Origin of the sequence: Herminiimonas fonticola (genome assembly GCF_040395855.1) — a bacterium.
Lineage (GTDB): Bacteria > Pseudomonadota > Gammaproteobacteria > Burkholderiales > Burkholderiaceae_D > Oxalicibacterium > Oxalicibacterium fonticola_A.
The window spans coordinates 1-21858 of record NZ_JBEBPO010000037.1 but is presented as its reverse complement, the minus strand read 5'-3'; the positions used below and the strand labels follow the sequence as shown (position 1 = coordinate 21858).

General features: G+C 55.1%; 16 protein-coding genes. 10 read left to right on the top strand and 6 right to left on the bottom strand.

What is annotated here, in order from left to right; genetic code table 11:
* Positions 1-15 precede the first annotated feature (15 nt).
* Positions 16-1395: a chromate efflux transporter gene (chrA, locus tag ABWP27_RS06825; protein ID WP_353155094.1), complete on the bottom strand. Its 1380-nt coding sequence runs from the start codon at positions 1393-1395 to the stop codon at positions 16-18.
* Positions 1392-2324 (bottom strand): chromate resistance protein ChrB domain-containing protein, encoded by a 933-nt coding sequence (locus ABWP27_RS06820; protein WP_353155093.1) that lies wholly within the window; start codon positions 2322-2324, stop codon positions 1392-1394. The genes chrA and ABWP27_RS06820 overlap by 4 nt, the downstream gene beginning before the upstream one ends.
* A gap of 134 nt (positions 2325-2458) precedes the next feature.
* Between ABWP27_RS06820 and ABWP27_RS06815 the strand changes: the two genes are divergently transcribed.
* A complete protein-coding gene (locus tag ABWP27_RS06815; RefSeq protein WP_353155091.1) occupies positions 2459-2809 on the top strand; it encodes a DUF3147 family protein in 351 nt (116 codons plus the stop codon).
* Between the two features lie 50 nt (positions 2810-2859).
* On the opposite strand, the gene ABWP27_RS06810 is transcribed toward ABWP27_RS06815, so the two are convergent.
* Positions 2860-3870, bottom strand: a complete 1011-nt coding sequence (locus ABWP27_RS06810; RefSeq protein ID WP_353155090.1) for a catalase family protein — start codon at positions 3868-3870, stop codon at positions 2860-2862.
* Positions 3871-4116: 246 nt separating this feature from the next.
* Here ABWP27_RS06810 and ABWP27_RS06805 point away from each other — a divergent pair, with 246 nt between their 5' ends.
* The 7 genes from ABWP27_RS06805 (at position 4117) to ABWP27_RS06775 (ending at position 18541) form a co-directional block, all read left to right on the top strand.
* Positions 4117-9105, top strand: a complete 4989-nt coding sequence (locus tag ABWP27_RS06805; RefSeq protein WP_353155088.1) for a trifunctional serine/threonine-protein kinase/ATP-binding protein/sensor histidine kinase — start codon at positions 4117-4119, stop codon at positions 9103-9105.
* 8 nt (positions 9106-9113) lie between these two features.
* Complete coding sequence (locus ABWP27_RS06800) at positions 9114-10796, top strand: response regulator (RefSeq protein ID WP_353155087.1); 1683 nt, start codon at positions 9114-9116, stop codon at positions 10794-10796.
* Positions 10797-10969: 173 nt separating this feature from the next.
* Positions 10970-14701: a hypothetical protein gene (locus ABWP27_RS06795; protein ID WP_353155085.1), complete on the top strand. Its 3732-nt coding sequence runs from the start codon at positions 10970-10972 to the stop codon at positions 14699-14701.
* 307 nt (positions 14702-15008) lie between these two features.
* Positions 15009-16139, top strand: a complete 1131-nt coding sequence (locus tag ABWP27_RS06790; protein ID WP_353155084.1) for a nuclear transport factor 2 family protein — start codon at positions 15009-15011, stop codon at positions 16137-16139.
* A 98-nt stretch (positions 16140-16237) separates the two neighbouring features.
* On the top strand, positions 16238-17401 hold the full coding sequence (locus ABWP27_RS06785; RefSeq protein WP_502905324.1) for a L,D-transpeptidase family protein: 1164 nt from the start codon (positions 16238-16240) through the stop codon (positions 17399-17401).
* Positions 17402-17672: 271 nt separating this feature from the next.
* Positions 17673-18101, top strand: a complete 429-nt coding sequence (locus tag ABWP27_RS06780; RefSeq protein ID WP_353155080.1) for a YMGG-like glycine zipper-containing protein — start codon at positions 17673-17675, stop codon at positions 18099-18101.
* Between the two features lie 116 nt (positions 18102-18217).
* On the top strand, positions 18218-18541 hold the full coding sequence (locus tag ABWP27_RS06775; protein WP_353155079.1) for a hypothetical protein: 324 nt from the start codon (positions 18218-18220) through the stop codon (positions 18539-18541).
* Positions 18542-18612: 71 nt separating this feature from the next.
* Here ABWP27_RS06775 and ABWP27_RS06770 read toward each other — a convergent pair whose 3' ends face one another.
* The 3 genes from ABWP27_RS06770 to ABWP27_RS06760 all read right to left on the bottom strand — a co-directional run bounded on the left by ABWP27_RS06770 (position 18613) and on the right by ABWP27_RS06760 (position 20892).
* The gene (locus tag ABWP27_RS06770; protein WP_353155078.1) at positions 18613-18954 is read right to left on the bottom strand and encodes a hypothetical protein; all 342 of its coding nucleotides are present in this window, start codon (positions 18952-18954) and stop codon (positions 18613-18615) included.
* Between the two features lie 151 nt (positions 18955-19105).
* The gene (locus ABWP27_RS06765) at positions 19106-19558 is read right to left on the bottom strand and encodes a universal stress protein (protein ID WP_353155076.1); all 453 of its coding nucleotides are present in this window, start codon (positions 19556-19558) and stop codon (positions 19106-19108) included.
* A 116-nt stretch (positions 19559-19674) separates the two neighbouring features.
* The gene (locus ABWP27_RS06760; RefSeq protein WP_353155074.1) at positions 19675-20892 is read right to left on the bottom strand and encodes an MFS transporter; all 1218 of its coding nucleotides are present in this window, start codon (positions 20890-20892) and stop codon (positions 19675-19677) included.
* Between the two features lie 304 nt (positions 20893-21196).
* On the opposite strand from ABWP27_RS06760, the gene ABWP27_RS06755 reads away from it, so the two are divergent.
* Both ABWP27_RS06755 and ABWP27_RS06750 read left to right on the top strand, forming a co-directional pair.
* Positions 21197-21616 carry a hypothetical protein gene (locus ABWP27_RS06755; RefSeq protein ID WP_353155072.1) on the top strand — a complete coding sequence of 140 codons (420 nt, stop codon included), beginning with the start codon at positions 21197-21199 and terminating at the stop codon, positions 21614-21616.
* Positions 21617-21662: 46 nt separating this feature from the next.
* Entirely contained in the window at positions 21663-21830 is a 168-nt protein-coding gene (locus ABWP27_RS06750) for a hypothetical protein (protein WP_353155070.1), read from the top strand.
* Positions 21831-21858 lie beyond the last annotated feature (28 nt).

The following is a 21858-nucleotide window of genomic DNA, read 5'->3' as shown; positions in this document are numbered from 1 at the left end:
ATGCGCATACGACATTCATCCCGCTGAAGTCATGAACATTTTCAGAGCCAGTCCAATCACAGCGCTGACTGCGATGACGTGAATGACATTGCGTTTATAGCGAACCAAGGCCACCGCCGCGATAACTGCCATTAAGGCTGCGATCCAGTCGAAGCTGCCGGCAAATCCTTGCGGCCATAAGACGTGATAGGCAAAGAACACAGCCAGATTGAGGATCACGCCAACTACGGCAGCCGTAATGCCCGTCAAGGGTGCAGTGAATTTCAGATTGCCGTGGGTGGATTCGACTAATGGCCCGCCCGCCAGAATGAAGATGAACGATGGCAGGAAAGTGAACCATGTCACGAGTACGGCTGCGGTCGCACCTGCAAGGAACTGCAAATCAGGACCGAACACGGCCTGTACATAAGCGCCGACAAAACCGACAAAAGCGACCACCATGATGAGCGGGCCGGGATTTGCTTCACCCAGGGCCAGGCCATCGATCATCTGGGTCGGCGTCAGCCAGTTGTAATTTCCGATCGCCCCCTGATAGATATAAGGCAGTACGGCATAGGCGCCGCCGAAAGTCAGCAAGGCGGCTTTGGTAAAGAACCAGCCCATTTGCGTGAGCGTATGGTCCCAGCCGAAGCGCAGCGTCAAGGCTGCCATAGGTACGCACCACAGCACGCCCCCTGCAGCCAGAATTTTCGTCAATCCAGACCAGCGAAATTGGGCATGTTCAGGTGTAGGCGTATCGTCATCGATCAATGCAGGGCCGTACGATTTATCGGCCTGCCCGTGACTTCCCCCGACAGTGAATTTATGCGGGATATAGCGACCACCGAGATAGCCGATCAAGCCTGCCGTGGCGACGATGATCGGAAATGGGACATTCATCGCAAAAATGGCAACAAAGGATGCGGCGGCAATCGCCCACATCAGATTGTTCTTCAATGCGCGCGAACCGATGCGATGAACCGCATGCACGACCACTGCTGTAATTGCCGGCTTGATACCGTAAAACAAACCGGCGATCAGCGGTACATGACCGTAAGCGATGTACAGCCAGGACAAGGCAATCAGGAAAAACAATGAGGGCAGTACGAACAGCACGCCAGCTGCGATACCGCCTTTGGTACGGTGCATCAGCCAGCCCATATAGGTAGCGAGTTGCTGGCCTTCCGGTCCCGGCAACAGCATGCAATAGTTCAACGCATGCAGAAAACGCCGCTCGCTGATCCAGCGTCTTTGTTCAACGAGTTCTCTGTGCATCAGAGATATTTGCGCGGCAGGGCCACCGAAACCGATGAAACCTAATTTGAACCACAATTTAAGAGCCTGCCAGAAAGACACTTGATCCGGCCGAGTTTGCTCATCAGCATGCGGAGCCGTATTGGAAGTGATGTTGCTCATGCTGACATGTCCTGTTCAAAGGTCGTGAGCAGACCATCGAAGATGCCTGAAGCGATCGCTAAAAGTTGATCGTCATTGGTAACGGTTGCACGTATGCCCGCCAGTGCACGTTCGATACCGCTGGCTTCCGGCGGCTGTATGCCGCCGACGTCGATGAAGTGAACGATGCCGCCGAGTCGCGCGAGTGCCGGAGAATCGAGTCCAAAGCTGGCCAGCAAGGTTTCAAACGTCACTTTGGCACCGACATGAGAAAACCTTGCGCCGTCAAAGTCGAATCCCAGGACATCGGCCGGACAGTCTGCCGGGGATGCCAGCCAGAGAATTTTCGCTTTCGGGTCGATAAAGCGGCGAATCAGCCACGCGCTTGCCAGCCTATCCATCCAGGGACGCGCACGCGTTGCCCAGGTACGGCCGCGATAATCGGCAAGCGACAAATGTGGAATTTCTCCCGTGATGGAATGTGGCTCATCCGGCGACAGGATTCGAATTGCCGCCGTTTCCAATTCCAGTAATGCGGCATTTGTCTGTTTTTGCGATTCGCTGGAAAAGAAATCGATAGCCGCCAACTGCTCAAAGGTTTTGCGTAGTTTGCGTACCTGCTTGAGTGTTTCCGTCGCAGTGTCGTCGCTGAGCTTGGCACGATATTGGGCAATGTCATCGGACAATGCGGCGAACTCTGTCGAGCGATCGAACAAGGCAAGGAATGCGTCCTTATCTGTACTTGTGTGCAATAAGTGCGTCGTGCCGCCATTCCTGTCGATATCGTCGGCAATTTCGGACAGCGTTGTCTTGCAGCCATCCTGTTCCGGCAGTAGATAAACACCATCGCGCAAGACTGCCGCACCGGAGGCTTTGAGTGCCCGCCATGCCCTCATACGCGCTGTGGCGTTTTCTGTCGGCAAGGTCAGAATGAGTAGTATCCATTTCATGATTGGTAGCTTTATCTACATTTATGTAAATAACTCTACCATATGTTTTTCTTATTGCAAGAAGAGATCCTGGTTTTTGTATTGCGGCGACATGCAATACTTCGTTGCGGCATGTGCAAATTTATGGAGAAAAAATGGCCTGGATCATTACGAAATATCTGATTACTGCTGGTGTTGTGGTTCTTGTTTCCGAGTTCGCCAAGCGCAGCGATAAGCTGGGCGGCTTGATTGCCGCGTTGCCGATGATTACGGTGCTTACCTTGATCTGGCTGCATGTGGAAAAACAGCCTGAAGCGAAAGTGGCAAATCATGCCTGGTATACGTTTTGGTACGTGGTGCCGACGCTGCCAATGTTTTTGATTTTTCCTCCGCTATTGTCGCGTATCGGATTCTGGCCTACGCTTCTCGCCTCTATAGTGATTACCGTTATCTGTTTCGCTGTGTTTGCTCTGCTGATGCGCCGCTTTGGCGTTGAACTGATGTGATTTATTGCAGCCGACAGCGGATTTCGGATGTGTTCCAACATAAAGTGCTTTCACATTTCCCAGTCATCCGGTTCCTGGCGCGGCACCCGGTTGCGTTCGTGGCGGAAGGTTGAGATCACGTTGTAGACGATTTTTCGTGCACGATTGATGCCGCCCAGAGGCCTGTGCGCAGGCAGGCTGTGCCACGGTGTAAACGACAGGTTTTCACCAAACACGCGTTGTGCTTCGCTATCAAACTCCTGCTGCGGGATGCGTATGGTAGCGACCTTGCGGAACGGTGATTGCGCCTCCCTCCATTCCTTGCCCGGATCTTCTATCGGCATGCTGTCTGCATCGGTTTGCAGTTGCACGCAGAAATCGAATACCGCTTCGCCTTGCGCCAGTTGCCGCACCATGGCCAGGCGCAGGTAATCAGGATCGGGTGCGGGCGGGATGCTGTCGGGATGCGTGACATGCGGAATGACGGAATATTTAACGGCGGTTTCACCGAACAGGTAGGGCGTCGTGCTCCAGTAGCGGATGTGCAGCGGATTGGCGAATTTTTTCAGTGACTTGAGCAAATTCCGGATGACGCGCCAGTGCGTTGCAAAGTAGCTGATTTTTGCCCAGATGCTGCCGGTCATTGCCTTGATCAGCGCGTCGAATTCAGCCACATCCCTGGTGACGAATACATTGGTGCTGATGAGGATGAAATCCTGCGTTTGTGCGTGCAACTCGCTATCCAGCAGTTTTTCACCGGCAACGCCCATTAGTTTGATGGCCATGCCGCGGATGTCGCGCGCGGTATCGTCCTGTATGTTGCCGTCCTGATTGGAGAAGCGTATCCATGCCTTGTAAGTGTGCGCCGTGCTGAAAATGCCGACGCGCAGCATGGCTGGAAGATCGGCTTCGACGATGAAGTCCGCCTTGACCAGACCGTGCATTTTCGGATGGGCGTCGCGGCGCATGATGCCGCTCGGATTGTCTCGTACGATTTTGGCTTGCAGGCGGGTGGCAAGGTCGCGCGTGTCGTCGATTTCGTGGGCGGGAATGATTTCCTGGGCGAGTGGCTTATTGGACATGATTTATTATTTGTTTGATACCATATCGTTGCCGCGCAGCAGGCATTTCAAGCTATATTAGGCGGGGCGGTGAGCCGGCTAATGCTTGTTTATCATCAACTGCAATTAATCTTTTTGCAAGAAAATCCGGTGCGCTTGTTGCCGGTTTGAATCGACGTGGGGCATCAAATCAAACTTCGACAATCATCGACCTGGGCGCCATTGGCGACACGATCCGAGCCGGTGAAAACCAGCTTGCATCGCGCCATGTTTTTTCGCCGGACGCCTGATTCCGACGGACAAGTGCCGACCGACGATTATGCGTACGATCTGACTGCAGCACTGACCCTGATTGCTTCCCTGATACGCGCCTTGCGCGACGCACATCAACGCACCGAGTTGCATCAGGCACTGTGCCTGGCGAATGTGCGTTTGCTGTCGGACGGTACGGTTGAATTGCGTAATGACGCAACAGTGCCGCTGGCTTACAGTTCGCCGGAACAAACCGGTCGCATGAACCGTCAGGTCGATTATCGCAGCGACTATTATTCGCTTGGCATTGTGCTGTATGAATTACTGAGCGGTTATCTGCCTTTTGAATCCGACAGCGTGATGGAGCTGGTGCATAGCCACATCGCGAAAAAGCCGCTGCCGCCCGGCCGCTTCAATCCGGCAATTCCCGACACGCTGGGTAATATTGTTCTCAAGCTGCTGGCGAAAAATGCCGAGGATCGCTACCAGAGCCTGGAGGGTTTGCTCAGTGATATCGAACACTGCCGCTCTGCCTTGGCTGCAACCGGGATTATCGAACCGTTCGCGCTGGCGCAGCACGACGTGTGTGATCGGCTGCAGATTTCGCAGAAACTGTACGGGCGTCATTATGAATACAGCCGCCTGCTGAATGCGTTCAAGCGGGTGGCCACGGGCGGGGCTGAATTACTGCTGGTAAACGGCTATGCGGGCATAGGTAAATCCTCACTGGTGAATGAAATTCACAAACCGGTGGTGGCGCAGGGTGGTTATTTCATTTCAGGAAAATTCGACCAGTTCAAACGTACGATTCCGTATTCGGCATTCAATCAGGCCTTCCGCGAATTGATGCGGCAAATCCTGACTGAAAGCGAAAGCCGGATTGCCGAATGGCGCGCCAAACTGCTGAAGGCGCTCGGCCCCAACGGGCAGTTGATCATCGATGCAATTCCCGAGCTGGAATTCATTATTGGCAGGCAGCCACAGGCTCCGTTGCTGGGCGCCACGCGCAACAGCTTCAACTATGTGATGCAGAATTTCGTCAGCGTATTTACGCAGAGCGACCATCCCGTCGTGCTGTTTCTCGACGATTTGCAATGGGCGGATGCGGCCTCGCTGAAACTCATCACGCTGTTGATGAAGGATCTGGACGATCCCTGCCTGCTCCTGATTGGCGCCTATCGCGACAATGAAGTCGATGCTGCGCATCCGCTGAATCTGACGCTCGATCTGATACGCAAGCATACCGTTGTCACGACGGTGGAAGTGAGTCCCTTGCTGGAAGACAGCATGGAAGAGCTGGTGGCCGATACGCTCAAGCGCGATGTACTTGAAACGCGTCCGCTGGCGCAACTGATTTATCGCAAGACGCTAGGCAATCCTTTCTTCATCGGCCAGTTCATCAAGAGTCTGCGCAGCGACGGCCTGTTGCGATTTGAAAGCGGGTCGTGGCATTGGGATATCGCACAGATCCAGGCGCTGAATATCACCGATAACGTGGTGGATTTGCTGACCAGGGAATTGCGCCGTCTGCCGCAGGCAACGCAAAGTCTGCTGACGATTGCAGCCTGTATCGGCAACCGCTTCGATCTGCAAACGCTGGAAACGGTGAGCGAAAAATCGCAGCAGGAAATCAGCGAGTTATTGCACGATGCGCTGCAAACCGGTTTGATTTTTCCGGCAGAGCATATTGCTGCGGCAGTCACTTTGGTGCCTTGTTCCTACCAGTTTCAGCACGACAGGGTGCAGCAGGCTGCGTATGAAGGCATCGCCAGACATGAAACCGATGCCGTGCATCTGAAAATCGGCCGCCTGCTGCTGCACAGTTTGACGACAGCGGAAAAGGAAGAGCGTATTTTCGACATCGTCGATCACCTGAATCAGGGGCGCGCATTGTTGGTGCAGCAGCAGGAGAAGGATGAACTTGCCAACCTGAATTTGCTGGCAGCGAAAAAAGCGCGCAAATCGGCCGCCTTCGATGTGCACTGTGACTGCATCGAGATTGCCGATGCATTCGGAAGTGTCGAGGATTGGAGTAAAAAACCGGACTTCATGCACGATTTGTACATGGAGTTGATCAACGTTGCCTTTGCCCGTGCCGATTATCGCGAAATGGAAAGGCTGTGCGAGATCGTCTGCGAAAAAAGCGCAACGCCGCACGAAATCATCGCTGCCAAGGATTACCTGATTCGCTGCTACGGCGCGATTTACAAGCCGAAGGAATTGATGAAGACCGGGATCGAGATGCTGGAAATTTCCGGCATCAAAATGCCTGCCAACCTGAGCGAAAAACATATTCGTCTGGCGCGCCTCAAACTCAAGCTGGCCTTGCGCGGCAGAGATCCGCTGGAGCTGGCGGATTTGCCGCCGGCGACCGATCCGCAATATCTGCTGCAACTGCATGCAACGATGGCTTTTCTGGGTTACGGCTTTACCTATCTGGCGGGATCGAACGTTGTGTTGTGGGTCGCGCTGGAAATCGTGCGCCGTTCGATTCATTACGGTTCCTCGCCGCATGCTGCCTATGCGTATGCAGTATGGGGCCGTACGCTGGTGGGCAAACTGGGACAGGCCGATGCCGGCTATCGATTCGGCAAGGCGGCAGCGCAGCTTGGCGGACATAAACGCTTGCTGGGCGCAGTCGGTATTTTTCACGGCATCATTCGTCACCATCGCGAACACTTGCGCCTGTCGCTGGAACCCTTGCTGGATACCTACACCAGGGCGATGGAAATCGGCGACAGGCCGGGCGCCATGGTTGCGCTGTCGTTTTCGGATGCGATCCGCTTCCAGTCGGGTGGCAATGTGCAGGATGCGCTGGTGACCATACGCAAGGATCTGGATATCTATCGCAAGATGGATTATGCCGCGCTGCTTGGCGTGATGATTCCGTGGGCGTTGCTATTTTCACGCCTGACCGGCGAGTCTATCGTCGATATCACGCAGGGACGCGAGCAGGAAGACTATGTGCAGGCGCGCAAAACTGCGGCCGATCCGTGGGGTGTTTTTTATGTGCGGACGATACAGGCGATAGGCGAATATTATTTCGGCGAATATGCCAGTGCACAGCGACACGCTCAGGAAGCGATCGACTTGCCGGGCTTCGATTTCGGTACGCCATCGTCAGGATTCCTGTTGTGGATACATGCGCTGGCCGAGTTGGCGCAGTGCCGTTCGCGCGACGCCGGCACTGCGCGGGTGCTGGCCAGCGTACAGCGCATGCAGCGTCGCTTCAAGCCGTGGGCCGAGCATGCACCGATGAATTACCTGCACAAATGGCAATTGGTCGAAGCAGAACGTTATCGTGTCGCCGGTAAAATCAGGCGTGCCGAGCAGTTTTACGAACTGGCAATCCAGGGCGCACGCGAGCATGGGTTTGCCGGCGATGAAGCCCTGTCGCACGAACTGGCCGGGAAGTTTTATCTGACACTGGCAAAAGAGACCAATGCACGCATGCATCTGGAACAGGCACATGCCGGATATGAAGAATGGGGCGGATTTGCCAAGGCTTTGCAACTGGAGGCGGCTTATCCTGTCTTGCTGACACGCGTGATGGCCCGCAAACGCATCGACAGCCGCGGCCTGGCCGAAGCGCACGAACGGCAGATGGATATACAAACCGTGATTCGTGCATCGCAAGCGCTGTCGGGTGAAATTCAAATCGACAAGCTGCTGGCCAAGCTGATGAATTTGCTGATTGAAAATGCCGGTGCGCAAAAAGGCGCCTTGCTGCTCATCGAGCACGGCCGCTTGTTTGTGCAGGCGGAAATCAACGCCGATACCATCACTCTGCAGCATGGAATGGCAGTAGAGAAAAGCACGCATCTGGCGCTGGCGGTGATCAATTATGTCAAACGCACCGGTGAAAAAGTCGTGCTGGGCGATGCGCTGAACGACAGCCAGTTTAATGGCGACCCTTACATCGCGCGCGCGCATCCGAAATCGATACTGTGTCTGCCGCTGAATAAACAGGGCCAGTTGGTCGGCATCCTGTATATGGAAAACAATCTGGCTGTCGATGCGTTCACGGCAGAACATACGGAGCTGTTGCAGATATTGTCGACGCAGATTGCGATCTCGCTGGAAAACGCCGGCTTGTACAACGACCTGGAACAAAAAATCGAAGCACGTACGCAGGCGCTCAGTCAGAAAAATGCCGAGCTGCACATTACGTTGAGCTCATTGCGGCAAACGCAAGAGCAATTGGTGGAATCGGCCAAGCTGGCCTCGCTCGGACAGCTGGTGGCGGGTGTCGCACATGAAATCAATACGCCGGTCGGCGTCAGCGTGACTGGCGCTTCGACGCTGGCGGAAGAAACCACGCGTCTGAAAGCGCTATTCCAGAGTGGCGAGATGAAGCGTTCCGATCTGGATGCCTATGTCGGCACTGCCGCCACGATCAGCAAGCTCCTGCTGTCGAACATGGAACGCGCTGCCACGCTGATTCAAAGTTTCAAGGATGTGGCGGTGGATCAGACCAGCGAAGAGCGGCGCATTTTTCGCCTGAAGACGTATATCGATGAAGTCCTGTCGAACCTGAGTCCGATGTTGCGTCGTTCCGAACACCGAATGACGGTCCATTGCGACGAGACGATAGAGATCGATACCTACCCCGGAGCATTGGCGCAAATCATCACCAATTTTGTGATGAATGCATTGCTGCATGCTTTCCCTGGCGACATGCCGGGCGAAATGCTGATCGTGGTGCGCAACGTCTATGCGAAAGGTCTGGAAACGGATTTGATCGAATTGCGCTTCTCCGACAATGGCAGCGGCATCCCGCAAAAAAACCTGACAAAAATATTCGATCCGTTTTTTACCACCATGCGCGGTCGCGGCGGTAGCGGCCTGGGTCTGAACATCATTCACAATCTGGTGACCGGCAGCCTGCAGGGGCAGATCAGCGTGGAAAGCCAGGTCGGCGTGGGTACCACCTTCATCGTGCGTTTTCCACGCAGTCCGGCTACGGCAGCGCTTGCAGCGCAAGCCGTGTCACGCAATGTCTAGGGCGCATCATGTTTGAAGATTTTGCCTTTGCGCCGGAAAAGGAAAACAGTCACGACAGCAGCGGGCCGCCGTGGAAAATCCTGATTGCCGATGATGAGGAAGAAGTGCATCAGGTAACAGCGGTGGCACTGCTCGATGTGGTTTTCAAGGGGCGGCCGCTGGAATTTTTGCATGCGTATTCTGCGCTGCAAGCACGCGATGCGCTGACGGCCAACCCGGACATCGCCATCGTGTTGCTTGATGTCGTGATGGAAGAGGATGACGCCGGTTTGAAGCTGGTGCGCCATATTCGCGAACAGATGCACAACCGGAGCGTGCGCATCGTGTTGCGCACCGGACAGCCGGGACAGGCACCGGAGCGTGATGTCGTCGTCGACTACGACATCAATGATTACAAATCCAAAACCGAATTGACGCGACAGAAGCTGCTGACTTGCATCATTTCTGCCTTGCGTTCTTATGACGATATTGTCGCGCTGGAAAATCTCAGCCGTGATCTGGAGCAGCAGGTCCTTGAGCGCACACACGATTTATCGCTGGCGAAAGACGAGGCGGAAGCGGCGAATCGCGCAAAATCGGAATTCCTTGCCGTGATGAGTCATGAAATCCGTACGCCGATGAACGGCATGCTGGGCATGATGCAGCTCGCCCTGGCACGGGCTTCGGATGGTGAGCAGCGCGAGCATCTGGAAACCGCACAGTATTCAGCGGAAGCCTTGCTGATCATCCTCAACGACATTCTGGATTTTTCCAAACTGGAATCGGACAATCTGCAATTCGAGGCGGTCACTTTCGATTTGATCAAGGCAGTCGGCAGCGTGATCGAATTGATGGGTTCCAGAACGCAAGGTGCAAGCTTGTCGCTCAACGTAGCGTACGACGCCGATCTGCCGCGCGCGCTGACGGGCGACGTCGGACGTTTGCGCCAGGTTTTGCTGAACCTGATCAGCAACGCGCTGAAATTTACCGAGCAAGGTGGGGTGACGCTGACAATAGAACGGCTTCCGGCCAGCGGTACGCAGATACCGTTGCGCTTTACCGTGATCGACAGCGGCATCGGCATTGCAGCGGAAGCACAGGCACGCTTGTTCCAGTCTTTTTCTCAAGCCGACAATTCGATTTCCCGGCGTTTCGGCGGGACCGGCCTCGGCCTCTCCATCTGCAAGAAAATCGTCGAGATGCAGGGTGGCTGCATTGGCGTTGAAAGTACGCTGGGCGAGGGTAGTCGTTTCTGGTTCGAGTTGACGTTTGCCGCTGCACTTGAATCCGGGGAAAAACCGGACATGATTGCTGCTCCGACCTTGCCGGCAAGCCGCACCTTGCACATCTTGCTGGCAGAAGATAATGAAATCAATCAAAAGGTCGCGGTCGCATTATTGAAAAAATCCGGCCATACGGTGCAGATTGCACAGAATGGTCACGAGGCCGTACGCGCCGTGCAGCAAGGCGTATTCGACGTCATCCTGATGGATATGCACATGCCGGAAATGGACGGACTGGCCGCCACGCGTGCGATTCGCGGCATGTCGGCACCTGCTTCCAGCCTGCCTATCGTCGCGCTGACGGCAGCTGGCGCCTTGTCGGATATACAAACCTGCATGGATGCAGGGATGAATTACTTCCTTGCCAAACCGTTCAGAATGGAGCGCTTGAACGGTATTTTGCAGGAATTATCCGGCCTCAAGGCGTAAGAAACGTAACCGGTCGGCTCCTTCACAAGCCTGTAGCGGCTTGCCATATCGCGGAAATGACCGTATTTCCCCCCTCTTTTTCAAGCCTGATTGTCACCCCATCCCTCGATAATGCCTATTAAGAAACTCCGGCTGGCGCAAGCGAGCGGAATTGACCTTCAAGAGGATCCACGATGGACATGAATCAGGCACTGCGTAAAAACCTTACTCTGCAAGCAGCCGATGCCGGCAATGACGATTTCATTGACAGCGTTCTCGATGCGCCGAAGAGTGGCGCCCGTGTCGCGGGCATGGATCTGAAGGCGATTCGTGAAGCAATTGCACGCGTGGAGGCGGAAGCCAAGGCGACTGTCAGTGCCGAAAATCGCGCTTATGCCGAAGCGCATGCGCGTTCGCTGGCAGAAGATCGTGCCCAGGCCGATGCAGCTGCCATTGCCGAAGCCAATAAAAATGCCAAGGCTGCCGAAGAAGCGATTGCCGCCAGCCGCGCGCGCCTCGAAGTGGAGCGTCAGGCACGCGCCGCCAGCGAAGCACGCACCCTGGCTGTCAACAAGGAAATCGCCGAACTGCGCGCACGCACCGAAGCCGATACCCAGCTCGGCATCATTGCGATCGGCCGCGCCAAGGCAGAGCAGCTGGCACGCAAACGGACTGTAGAACAAATTGCCGAAGAATCTGCATTGAGCGCGCAGGCCGCCGAAGCCGCTGAAAAACTGGCGCAGGAAACAGAAAAAACGCGTCTGCACATGGCACAACGCATAGGCGCCACAGAAATTGCTACCCAGGCAGCACAGGAAGAAGCGGCAGAACGGGCACGTCTTGAATCGCATGTAGCCGATCTGGCGCGCGAACATGAGCGACGCGAAAAAAGCGCACATGAAACGAATAAAACACTGATCAGTGCGCGTCGTGACGCCGTGATCCTGACGCAGCAGCGCGAAGAAGCCGATGTCAAGGCATTGGCAGCCATGTTGAATCGGGTGCCGGCTGAAGTGCGTGCGCGTGAAGATGCGCTGGCGCGGGCTGCCACCGAGCAGGAGCAGCATGCAGCGGCGCAAGCCCGCATGGAATCCGAACAATGCGCGCTGGATGCAATCCAGATGCGTTTGCATGCAGAAACGGAAATGCGTGCGGCTGCTGCGCGTCGTGAACATGTTGAAAGCATGGCTGCCGTGGCTGCGCAATCACGTCGTGAAGCGGAAGAACGCGTACGCGTAGCGACAGAAGCGCGGATTCAGGTTGAAAAGCAATTGCAGACTTCGGCGATTGCACGTGTGGAAGCAGAACATCAAGCCGACGAACAGGTGCGCGCACGCATTGCAGTTGAAGCGAGGGCGGAAGAGGAAGCGCGCCAACGCGAGATCGCAGAACGCCAGGCAGAAGCCGCCGCTAGCGTGCGGGCAGAAGAAGAACAACGTGCCAGAGAACTGGCACAACAACGCGCCGCGATGGAGCGTGAAGCTGCGGATATGGCAGCTGCACGTTCAGCCTCGGAAAAATTTGCGGCCGACAAGGCGGCAGAGTGCGTTGCCCTGCAACAGCAAATGGCTGAAATCGCATCGCAAAAAGCGCAACAGGCGCTGGAACTGGCAAACGCAGAGCACGAACGCGTCGCAGTAGAGCGTCGCACGCTGCTGGCTACGCAGGAAAAAATCCAGGCAGAGGAAGCTGCTGCCGCTGCTGCCGCTGCGCGTGCGGAAGCCGATCAGGAGCAGGCTGTCTTGTTGCGCATGCAGGAACAGGCAGAGAAAAAAGTCTTGTCTGCGAAGGAAACCGAAAGCGCCGCCATCAAGCTCAAGCTGGAACAAATCATGGCGCAGGCCGACTTGAAGCGTGCAGCGGCCGAGGCTGCATTGGCACAGGCGCACGAAGCAGTCGCCCTGGCAAAAGTGCAGGCGCAACGTTTGCAGGACGAACAAAAATCCCTGGCGGCCTTGCAGGAAAAACTGGCTGCCGAACGCGCGCATGCGGAAGCAGTGCAGCAGGAATTGCACGCGACACAGAAAAAAATCGAGCAAGAACAGGTTGCACGTGCAGCAGCAGAAGCGCGTGCCCGCGCCAACGATGAGCACGCAGCCTTGTTGGTGGCGCAGCAGCAAGCGGATCAGGAATTGCGTGCAGCACGCGAAGCGGAATGCGTCGCTAACGAACACATTCTGGCGCAGGCCAAAGCCAAGACTGCATTGCAAAGAAAATCCGCACATCTGGCACTGGGCAAGGTACGCCAAATGGTCGAACTGACACGTGCCCAGCGTGAACATGCCGAGGCGGAAGAGATTGCCTTGCAGGCGCTGGAAGAAAAATGCCGGATTGAAGCAGCCGCGAAAGCGGAAGCGGACGCGCGCATACAGGCCGATTTGCAGCAAATGGAGTTGCTGCGCGCAAGCGAAATGGCGGAGCGAAAAATTCGTGAAGCAGCGGAAGCCGAATGCGCAGCCACCCGTCAGACGCTGGAACAAACCAGAGTCAAGGCAGAGCTGCAACAGGCCAGTGCGCTGGCTTCAGAACAGCGTGCCGCCGAAGCGCTCGAACTGGCGCAGGCGGAACGCGTGCGCAGCATTGCAGAACAAAAAGCGCTGGAAGCGATTCAGCAGAAATTGCTGACAGAGCAAAATGCACGTGCAGAAGCCGAAGCACGCATCCAGCAGGAGCAGGAACAGGCAGGCGTATTGCAGGCGCGTGCCGAAGCGGATCAGGCTTCGCGTGCTTCAAACGAGGCGATGCTGCAGGCGGAAAAGCAAATGCTGGAAGCCGCGGCACAACAAGCAGAATTGCAGGCTCAGGCTGCGCACACAGCACAGGGCAAGGCCAGGCAAGCGGTCGAATTGGCCAGGGCAGAACGTGCGCGCGCCGATCTCGAACAAAAGGCGATGAATGCGATTGAGGAAAAACTGGAGGCCGAGCAGCAGCGTCTTGCCGGTGCTGCCCTCATGTTGCAGGCGACGCAGGAAAAAATAGCAGCGGAAAAAGCAGCATTGCTGGCATCCGAACAAAGAGCGCGCGCCGAGCAGGCACAAGCCGATATCCTGCGCAGCAGAGCGCAGGCACAGGAAGCCTTGCGGCATGCAACGGAAGTTGCCTCCAGTGCGGAAAAGGAATTGCTGGAAACGGAAATGCAGCAAGCCGAAGCACAAAGAATTGTGATGGAAGCGGCCGAACGCAAAGCACAGGAAGCACGCGAACTGGCGCAGGTCGAAGAACAACGTGCGATTGCCGAACAGCGCGCATTGCAACTGCTGGAAGAACAGCAGGTGCTGGAACAGCAACGTCTGGAGGCGAGTGAAATCGCCTTGAGCGCAATTGAAGAAAAACTGCAGGCCGAGCAGAAAGCCTGCAACGAAGCGGAGCAATGCGCGATCACCGAGCTGGAATTGGCTGAAGTTTCCAAACAGCGCCTGGCTGCCGCAGCTGAAGCAAGAGCGATGCAGGAAGCGCAACTGGCAGCGGAACGCGCAGCCTTGAACGCTGCCGAGGAACAGGCAAAAACTGCCGCAGCGGCGCTGGAATTGTCGAAGGCCGGGCAGGTCGAAGCGGAACAAATCGCCCGCGATTTACTGGCCCGTATCAGCGATCGTGGCGAGCAGCATGAAGAGTGGCGTCTGCGCGCTGCTGCCGTGCTGGCCGAATCGGGTGCTTCGGCATCGCACAAAAACAAATCCGGTGTTCGCATGTGGACATCGATTGCAGCCGGCCTGGCATTGTTTGTCGGTGTGGCCGGCTGGAATATGCAGTCGGACGTGATGCATATGTTTGCGCCGCAGACAGCCAAGCCGGCCGCAGCGATTGCCAAAGTTTCATCCGGCTCGTTGACCGTGACTGCGCCGGCGACGCTGCAAATATCATATACGCTGGCCAGCGCCCCGACAGGCGGTGCCAATGATGCGGATGTGTCTGAAGCAAGATAATTTCTTGATAATCAGTCGCTTTCCCTTGCAGCGCACGACCTGATCAGGCTGTGCGCTGCGGGTGCGTTCCAATGTCGAAATGGCATTTCAATATTAGCGATCTGCTTGCCGTAGCTGGCATAATCCCGGAAAATCCCGCCTTGAGTGCATATCGGCCATGCCGTGTGCGTTCCGCCGTCTGGATACCCTCCTTGAAAACGTAGCCGCACTGTCACATCGCCATGCAGCAATCGGTTTGGGAAGCCATGCGGTTTGTCGTACTATATCGGCTGTGCGCAGTTATCTCACCACCATAACAAGGAAAACCATGCTCTTCGCGTCACGTCGCACCTTCAATTCAGGCTTACGTTACGTGTTGAGCCGGGCCCTGATTCTGTCTCTGGCAGGCTTGTGCGCTTTTCCTGTCATGGCCGATGAACTTTCCGATGTTTCGCAATTGTTGCGTGCCGGGCAGCATGGTGCAGCGCTGGCGAAAGCCGATGCATTTCTGAACAAGAATCCGCGCGATGCGCAAATGCGCTTCCTGAAGGGTGTGATCCTGACCGAACAGAATAAATCTGCCGAAGCGATCGCGATTTTCAGCAAGCTGACGGACGATTATCCAACTCTGCCGGAACCTTACAATAATCTGGCAGTGCTGTATGCATCCAGCGGTCAGTATGAAAAAGCGCGAACCGCGCTGGATATGGCGATACGTACCAACCCAACCTACGCCACTGCCTATGAAAACCTGGGCGATGTGCATGCAAAGCTGGCCAGTCAGGCCTATGACAAGGCACTGCAACTGGACAATAACAATACGGGCGCCAAATCCAAGTTAACGATGGTGCGTACTCTGGTCGGCAATACCAGCGGCGGTACCAATCCAAAAGTGGCGGTGGTTGCTGCTGCGCCATCGGCACCGGTCAAGGTCGAAGCAAAGCCGGAACCCAAGGTCGAACAAAAACCAGTCGTGAAGGAAGTGCCGAAAGCTGAAGTGAAGCCGGAGGCCAAGCCTGAAGTAAAAGCTGATCCGAAGGCCGCACAAAAACAGGCGCAAAAGCTGGAAGCCGAAGCCAAGCGTGAAGCGAAGGCCAAAGCCAATGCGGCCGAAGCTGCCGAACGCGATCAGGTGTTGAATGCGGTCAATACCTGGGCCAAGGCATGGAGTGCACGTGACGTGAAGGCTTATCTGAATGCCTACGCCAGCGATTTCGACCTGCCTGCAGGGCAATCGCGCAAGGCGTGGTCGGATGAGCGTCGTGCCCGTATTGAAGACAAGGCGCGCATCAGCGTAAAAATAGAAACACCGCAAGTCAGCTTGAATGGAAATACTGCGACGGTGAAATTTCGCCAGATTTATGATTCGGATCGCACCAAGGCGAACAGCCGCAAAACATTGGTGATGGTCAAGCAATCCGGCAAATGGCACATCAAGCAGGAGCGTGCGGGTAGCTGATGACTGGTTTGCAAATAAAGTTGTGCTTAATCGCACGTCGTACTGGATGTTGGACAGGTGCAGCAGCTTTAGGCTTACTGATTGCCGGCGCTGCGGCATTGCCGCTGCCATCGTTTGCCAGCGGCAGCAAGCCCGGTATACCGGCGCGGCTGGATCCGGAAGTCATGCTGATCGATGTCTACAAGGCATTGGCAGCGAATCGCCTGCGTGATGCGCAGGCAAAAGCCGATGCGCTGGTAGCCGCCTATCCGACTTTCCGGCTTGGCCATCTGGTGCGTGGCGATTTGCTGTTGTTGCATACGCAACCGATCAAGACCTTCGGCGCAGCATCCAATGCACCGGCGGAAAAACTCAATAATCTGCGCGCTGAAGCGATCGTGCGTCTGAAGTCTCTGCGTGAACGTCCGGATCCGAATCTGATTCCGCGCGTATTCCTGCAAATGCGTGCCGACCAGAAGAAACTGCTGCTGGTCGATGCCAAGCGCTCGCGCCTGTACGTGTACGAACGCAGTAAAGACCAGGTAAAACTGGTCAGCGATTACTACGTCAGCCAGGGCAAGCTGGGCGTGGACAAGCTCAAGGAAGGCGATCAAAAGACACCGCTGGGCGTGTATTACATTACCGCCAGGCTGGATGGCGCGCGTCTGCCGGAATTTTACGGACCGGGCGCTTTGCCGATCAATTATCCGAATGAATGGGACAAGGCCAACGGCCGGGGCGGCTCCGGTATCTGGTTGCATGGCACGCCATCGGACAGCTACAGCCGCCCACCCTTGTCTTCGGATGGTTGCGTTGTCTTGACGAATCCCGATTTGAAGGAATTGTCTGCGGCGGTGGAAATAGGCAATACACCCGTCATCATCAGCGATGATCTCAAATTCGTCAGCAAGGAAAAATGGGAAGCGGATCGTCTCAGCGCCAATAAAATGCTGGAAGCCTGGCGTCTCGATATAGAAAGCACAGACCCGGATCGCTTGCGTCGACACTACTCGCGCAGTTTCAAGGCGGCACGCGGGCAGAATCTGGATGGCTGGCTGACGAAAATTCAGCAATCGACTCTGGGTGCGCGCAAGATCAATGTGGAGTTGCGCGACGTGACCTTGTTCCGCTATCCAGACCAGAAAGATCAGAAAGAATTGATCGTTGCCGCATTTACCCAGGAAGCCTTGATCGGCAAGGGAAAGCACATTACACGCAAGCGTCAGTACTGGGCCAAGGAAGGCGCGCAATGGAAGATCGTTTCCGAGGTTAATCTGCAGTAATCCGTCGCAAGCTTGTCCTGCATGCTATCTGTGATCGCCACTGTTTTTTCTGGTAAAAAACGGGCGATTTCCAGTGTGAATTATTCTGCATGCATTCCGTATTTGAATGTTCTTCATCCGCTTCCCTGCAGGAACGCTCTTCATACTTCTTTACAATTGTAAAAGACTATTTCTCTCGTGGATTTTGCGTACACGATCTATATAGTGATTCCATGCCGTAGCGTTTCATGAAACCAAATCTGGTTTTCGCAACGGCGCAAAGGAGTCAATCATGCTGCACAAAAAATGGATGGGCATTGCCTTGCTGGCGACCGCTGCAGTTTCAGCAACTGCGATATCGACTACGGCGTTTGCCGACAATCGTGGTGTCAACACGGCATTGGGTGCAGTAGTCGGTGCTGTTATTGGTAATAGCGTCGGCGGCCAGGATGCGGCGATCATAGGCGGTGTGCTGGGTGCAGTGGTTGGCGCCAGCGCCTCCGGTCATGACGACGACCGTTATTACGGACGTCACCAGTCGCAAGTCTATTATCAGCCGCAGCCTGTTTATTATCAGCCAGCTCCAGTGCGTGCAAGACCGTATTACCGCGATGGCTATGCCGGTCGACATGACTACCGCAACGATTACCGCGATCGCTATCAGCAGGATGTGCGTCGCGTCGATTATGAACGCTACGATCGCAATCAATATCGTCGCTAAGACATGGCACAGGATGTGAGTGGAAAGAGAACTATTTTGCGTGGGACGATAAGCGTCACTGGATAAACGGTTACTACGCAATTTTGCAGTATTGAAGGATGAAGAGAGAGTCGGTATTGAAGCTCTTGTTTGAACGCAGCGGGATGCGTTTTCTCTCTTCAGCAGTGATCCCGGGAAAGGCTGTCGCAATGAAAAAATCAACATCAGGCATGGTGAAACGCCTCATTCTTGCAGTGGCAGGATTGGCTGCCCTTGGTGGATGTGCCGTTGTACCGTATAACGCCGGCTACTACGATCAACCTGGTTATTATGGCGGCCCGGCAGTGTATGCCGCGCCTCCTGCTGTCTACGTCGCGCCGGCAGTCAATTTCGGTTTTCAGTACAGGTCGGGGCGTGGATATTATGGTCCGCGTCATTACGGTCATCGCGGCTGGAGATAGGCGATGCGTCGGTATGAATAAAAATGGCTAGTCGAATCGACTAGCCATTTTTGTATGCGATTGATTAAAAATCAGTGGTCGTAATCGCGATATTCACGATATCCGCGTTGATAGCCGTAGCGACGATCATGATCGTGCAGACGTTGTCTTTCCCGATAACTGTAAACCACTACCGGTGCCGGCGAATAATACACAGGCGGTGGTGCATATACCGGTACGGCATTGCCGTAAACGACCGGCGGTGCATAGTAATTGGAGTAGTTGTTGTAGGCCGGTGCATAATACACAGGCGGTGGCGGATAAAAACCACCTACGCCGACGTTGACCGACCAGTGCACGCCACCAGCGAAGGCATTCGTTCCAGCCAGCGTCAGGACTGTTGCCAAACCGCAAAGCGTCATCAATTTTTTCATGGTGATCTCACACTAGTAATGCCTGTATTTAACGTCAAATAACCGTGCGTTGCCACTGCTATTTCGTAACATTGTGTATCGCTTGATGAATAGATAATAGTGCAAGATTGCAGCGTGGCATACCTCTCAACACAGTACAAAACAGACAAATTTATTTGGGATCGGTCGCCACCAGCAGGCTGCAGCGAATTTTCTCTACCAGCAAGGCATCGGTTGCACCGCGCCACCAGCGCATGGCCAGTGATTGATGGCGCGAATGGCCAACAATGACCAGCTCGATGCCTAGCTGATCGACCAGTTCGGCAATGGTCGGCACCGGTTCACCGACTTCGATATGGGTTTGCACTTTGAGGCCGGCTTCGCGCAGGCAGGAGCAGCCATCGTTTAACTCGTGCTCCATTTTCTGTTTTTCGGCCTGTATTTCTTCTTCAATACCGAGCATGGAGACCATCGCGTATTCGCCAATGACCACCGATGGTGGCGGATTGATGACAGCGAGTAGATGAATTTCAGTGGAAGGCTCGGGATTCAGGCGTATGCATTCCTGCAAGGCGGAACGACTTTCAGGCGTGCCGTTGTAAGCGACCAGAATTTTGCGGTACATAGACCCCTCCCGATATGCGATGGCACGTCATTAGTATAACGCTAACGGCGGAACGGGCAAGTCGGGAGAGCCGACTGCAAGCTGAGTATCTGTACGATCAGGATAGATCAACTGGCTCAGCTTGCCGATTTAAGGCGACTGAAAGTCAGCGCTGTCAGCAGGACGCCGATTGCGCCGACAGCAATAACCGGCCCGGTACCGAAATGTCCGACGGCCAGCCCCGCGGCTCCCACGCCTGCCGATTGGCCAAGGAAAAAGCAGGCTGCAAATGCAGAAACGGCAGCACCGCGCCGTTCCGGTGCCATTTGCGTGGCATTCATTTGCAAGGTGTTGTGCAGCATGTAAAAACCCATTCCCGCAGCGAAGCAGGCAGGGATGGCCCACTGCCAGCTTGGTGCCAGGCCTATCGTGAGGAAGGACGTCGTGACAATGATTCCGCCCCAGCGCGTCAGGCCTTTTTCACCGAGTTTGCGCACCAGCCGGCGCGAAGTGCTGGCATACAGCAGGCCGCCCAGGCTGAATAACATCACCAGGGAAGCGGCATTTGTCAGTGATAGATGGTGTACCCGGTGCAGATGCGAGGCGATAAATGCAAACGCGCCGTACAGAAAACCGCCTTCCAGAAAGACGGTAACCAGTACGACGCGGGCCCACGGCAGGGATAATATCTGACTGAATTCATTGATCATCCGACGCAGTGCAGACCCTTCTGCCTTGTGCGTGATCAGTGCATAGGCAGGAAGACGCCGGTTGAAGGAAAAGAGCGTCAGGGCGATGAATACAAAGCAGAGCGAAATACCGAAAAATGGTATGCGCCAGCTGAAATAATCGCCGGCCAAACCGCCGAACAGAACGCCGGCAGAGATACCCACGATCTGGCCGATCAGGAATTGGGCGAGTACCGGTTGACGCTGGTCATACGGCACCACATCGCCTATCCATGCCATCGACAGCGGCACGATAGCGGCTGCCGTTGCACCAGCCAGCAGGCGCGCAACAATCAGCAAGGGGTAATTGGGCGCCAGCGCGCACAAGAGTGCAGTGGCGGTACATGCCACGCAGGCCCAGGCAATGACCAGGTACTTTCCGAAGCGGTCGCCCAAGGGGCCGAAAAACAGCTGCGAAAAGCCGTATGCAATCGAGAAGGCGGTAATGACGTAGGAGACGCTCCCCAGCGAAATACCGAATTCCTGCGCCAGTCTGGGTAGTAATGGGTCGGTTACGCGTAGCGAAACTGCGCTGGCGAAGGCCGCAAGCGACAGGGCAGGAATGGCAAGCGATGGAATGGAGGGGGTGGATTGCGCGGCTGGCTGGTCAACGGACATGGATGTCATTAAATGAATGCGGGTAGCGAAGCGTACAACAAATCGGCAAAACGTATTTTTCATGCTCGCGGCACGGCTGGCTGTACCGAGGCGACATTCTCCGGTATGAATGCGCCATTCATGGCTTTGGCTTCGCTTTTTCCTACAAGAAATCGGGGCACTGTCCTATATTATCCAATTCATAACGCAGATACGATTCTACTCAAGCCGCCACGGTCGTATTGATGTATTTGACTGACATGAGACGGCAGCAGTCTGGAGTCGGAGTGTTCTGAATACCATCGAACCGAAGTGTAAAAATCAGAGGTGAATTATGTCTATTCTCCAAACGACTTTGCAAGATGCTTCCACTCTTTTCAAGAGCCGTGTGACAGTCGAGTGGCCTGCCTATATCAAGGCTTGCCATGAGCTTGCACAAAAGAAAACTGATCCCGCTGAAGTGGCTTTGCGACAAAAACGTAATCAGGCATTGAAATACCTGTGCAATAAAACACCTCCAGCCGGCTCGCCCTATAGCCTTACCGAACCGCGCATTTTTACGCCTCAATTTGTTTCCGAACTGGGGGCGGCGAATTCGAGATGGCGTGCCAAGCGCAATCCATGGGTGGAATCGATGTTGAAGGACATGCGCGAAAAGAGTGTCTGGCCATTGGCGGCAGACAGAAAAAATGTTCGTTCCTTCGGGCCGCCTGTTGCCGTGCATTGGCCGGTTGCCGTTAGCGAGTCTGTCTGATCATCCGGATGAGATGAAACTTCACTCCAGAATTGAAAGCGATGCCATGAAACGCCTTTACACTTTATTTGTATGTACGGTCGCCGCGACGGGGGCTCTGCTTGTGATGTTGAATCCGGTCGCTGTATCGGCAGAAACCAGCCAGAATGAGATTGTCGAGCAAGCGCAATTGAACACTTTGGTGACGATGGCGATTCCGCCGTACAAGTGGTAGCAGTCGCTGAGCAAGGTCTGTTGTCAGG

Bases quoted from the DNA above. Each gene is read 5' to 3' on its own strand.
- chrA (WP_353155094.1), bottom strand. From the start codon at position 1,395: ATGAGCAACATCACTTCCAATACGGCTCCGCATGCTGATGAGCAAACT.
- ABWP27_RS06820 (WP_353155093.1), bottom strand. From the start codon at position 2,324: ATGAAATGGATACTACTCATTCTGACCTTGCCGACAGAAAACGCCACA.
- ABWP27_RS06815 (WP_353155091.1), top strand. From the start codon at position 2,459: ATGGCCTGGATCATTACGAAATATCTGATTACTGCTGGTGTTGTGGTT.
- ABWP27_RS06810 (WP_353155090.1), bottom strand. From the start codon at position 3,870: ATGTCCAATAAGCCACTCGCCCAGGAAATCATTCCCGCCCACGAAATC.
- ABWP27_RS06805 (WP_353155088.1), top strand. From the start codon at position 4,117: ATGTTTTTTCGCCGGACGCCTGATTCCGACGGACAAGTGCCGACCGAC.
- ABWP27_RS06800 (WP_353155087.1), top strand. From the start codon at position 9,114: ATGTTTGAAGATTTTGCCTTTGCGCCGGAAAAGGAAAACAGTCACGAC.
- ABWP27_RS06795 (WP_353155085.1), top strand. From the start codon at position 10,970: ATGGACATGAATCAGGCACTGCGTAAAAACCTTACTCTGCAAGCAGCC.
- ABWP27_RS06790 (WP_353155084.1), top strand. From the start codon at position 15,009: ATGCTCTTCGCGTCACGTCGCACCTTCAATTCAGGCTTACGTTACGTG.
- ABWP27_RS06780 (WP_353155080.1), top strand. From the start codon at position 17,673: ATGCTGCACAAAAAATGGATGGGCATTGCCTTGCTGGCGACCGCTGCA.
- ABWP27_RS06770 (WP_353155078.1), bottom strand. From the start codon at position 18,954: ATGAAAAAATTGATGACGCTTTGCGGTTTGGCAACAGTCCTGACGCTG.
- ABWP27_RS06765 (WP_353155076.1), bottom strand. From the start codon at position 19,558: ATGTACCGCAAAATTCTGGTCGCTTACAACGGCACGCCTGAAAGTCGT.
- ABWP27_RS06760 (WP_353155074.1), bottom strand. From the start codon at position 20,892: ATGACATCCATGTCCGTTGACCAGCCAGCCGCGCAATCCACCCCCTCC.
- ABWP27_RS06755 (WP_353155072.1), top strand. From the start codon at position 21,197: ATGTCTATTCTCCAAACGACTTTGCAAGATGCTTCCACTCTTTTCAAG.
- ABWP27_RS06750 (WP_353155070.1), top strand. From the start codon at position 21,663: ATGAAACGCCTTTACACTTTATTTGTATGTACGGTCGCCGCGACGGGG.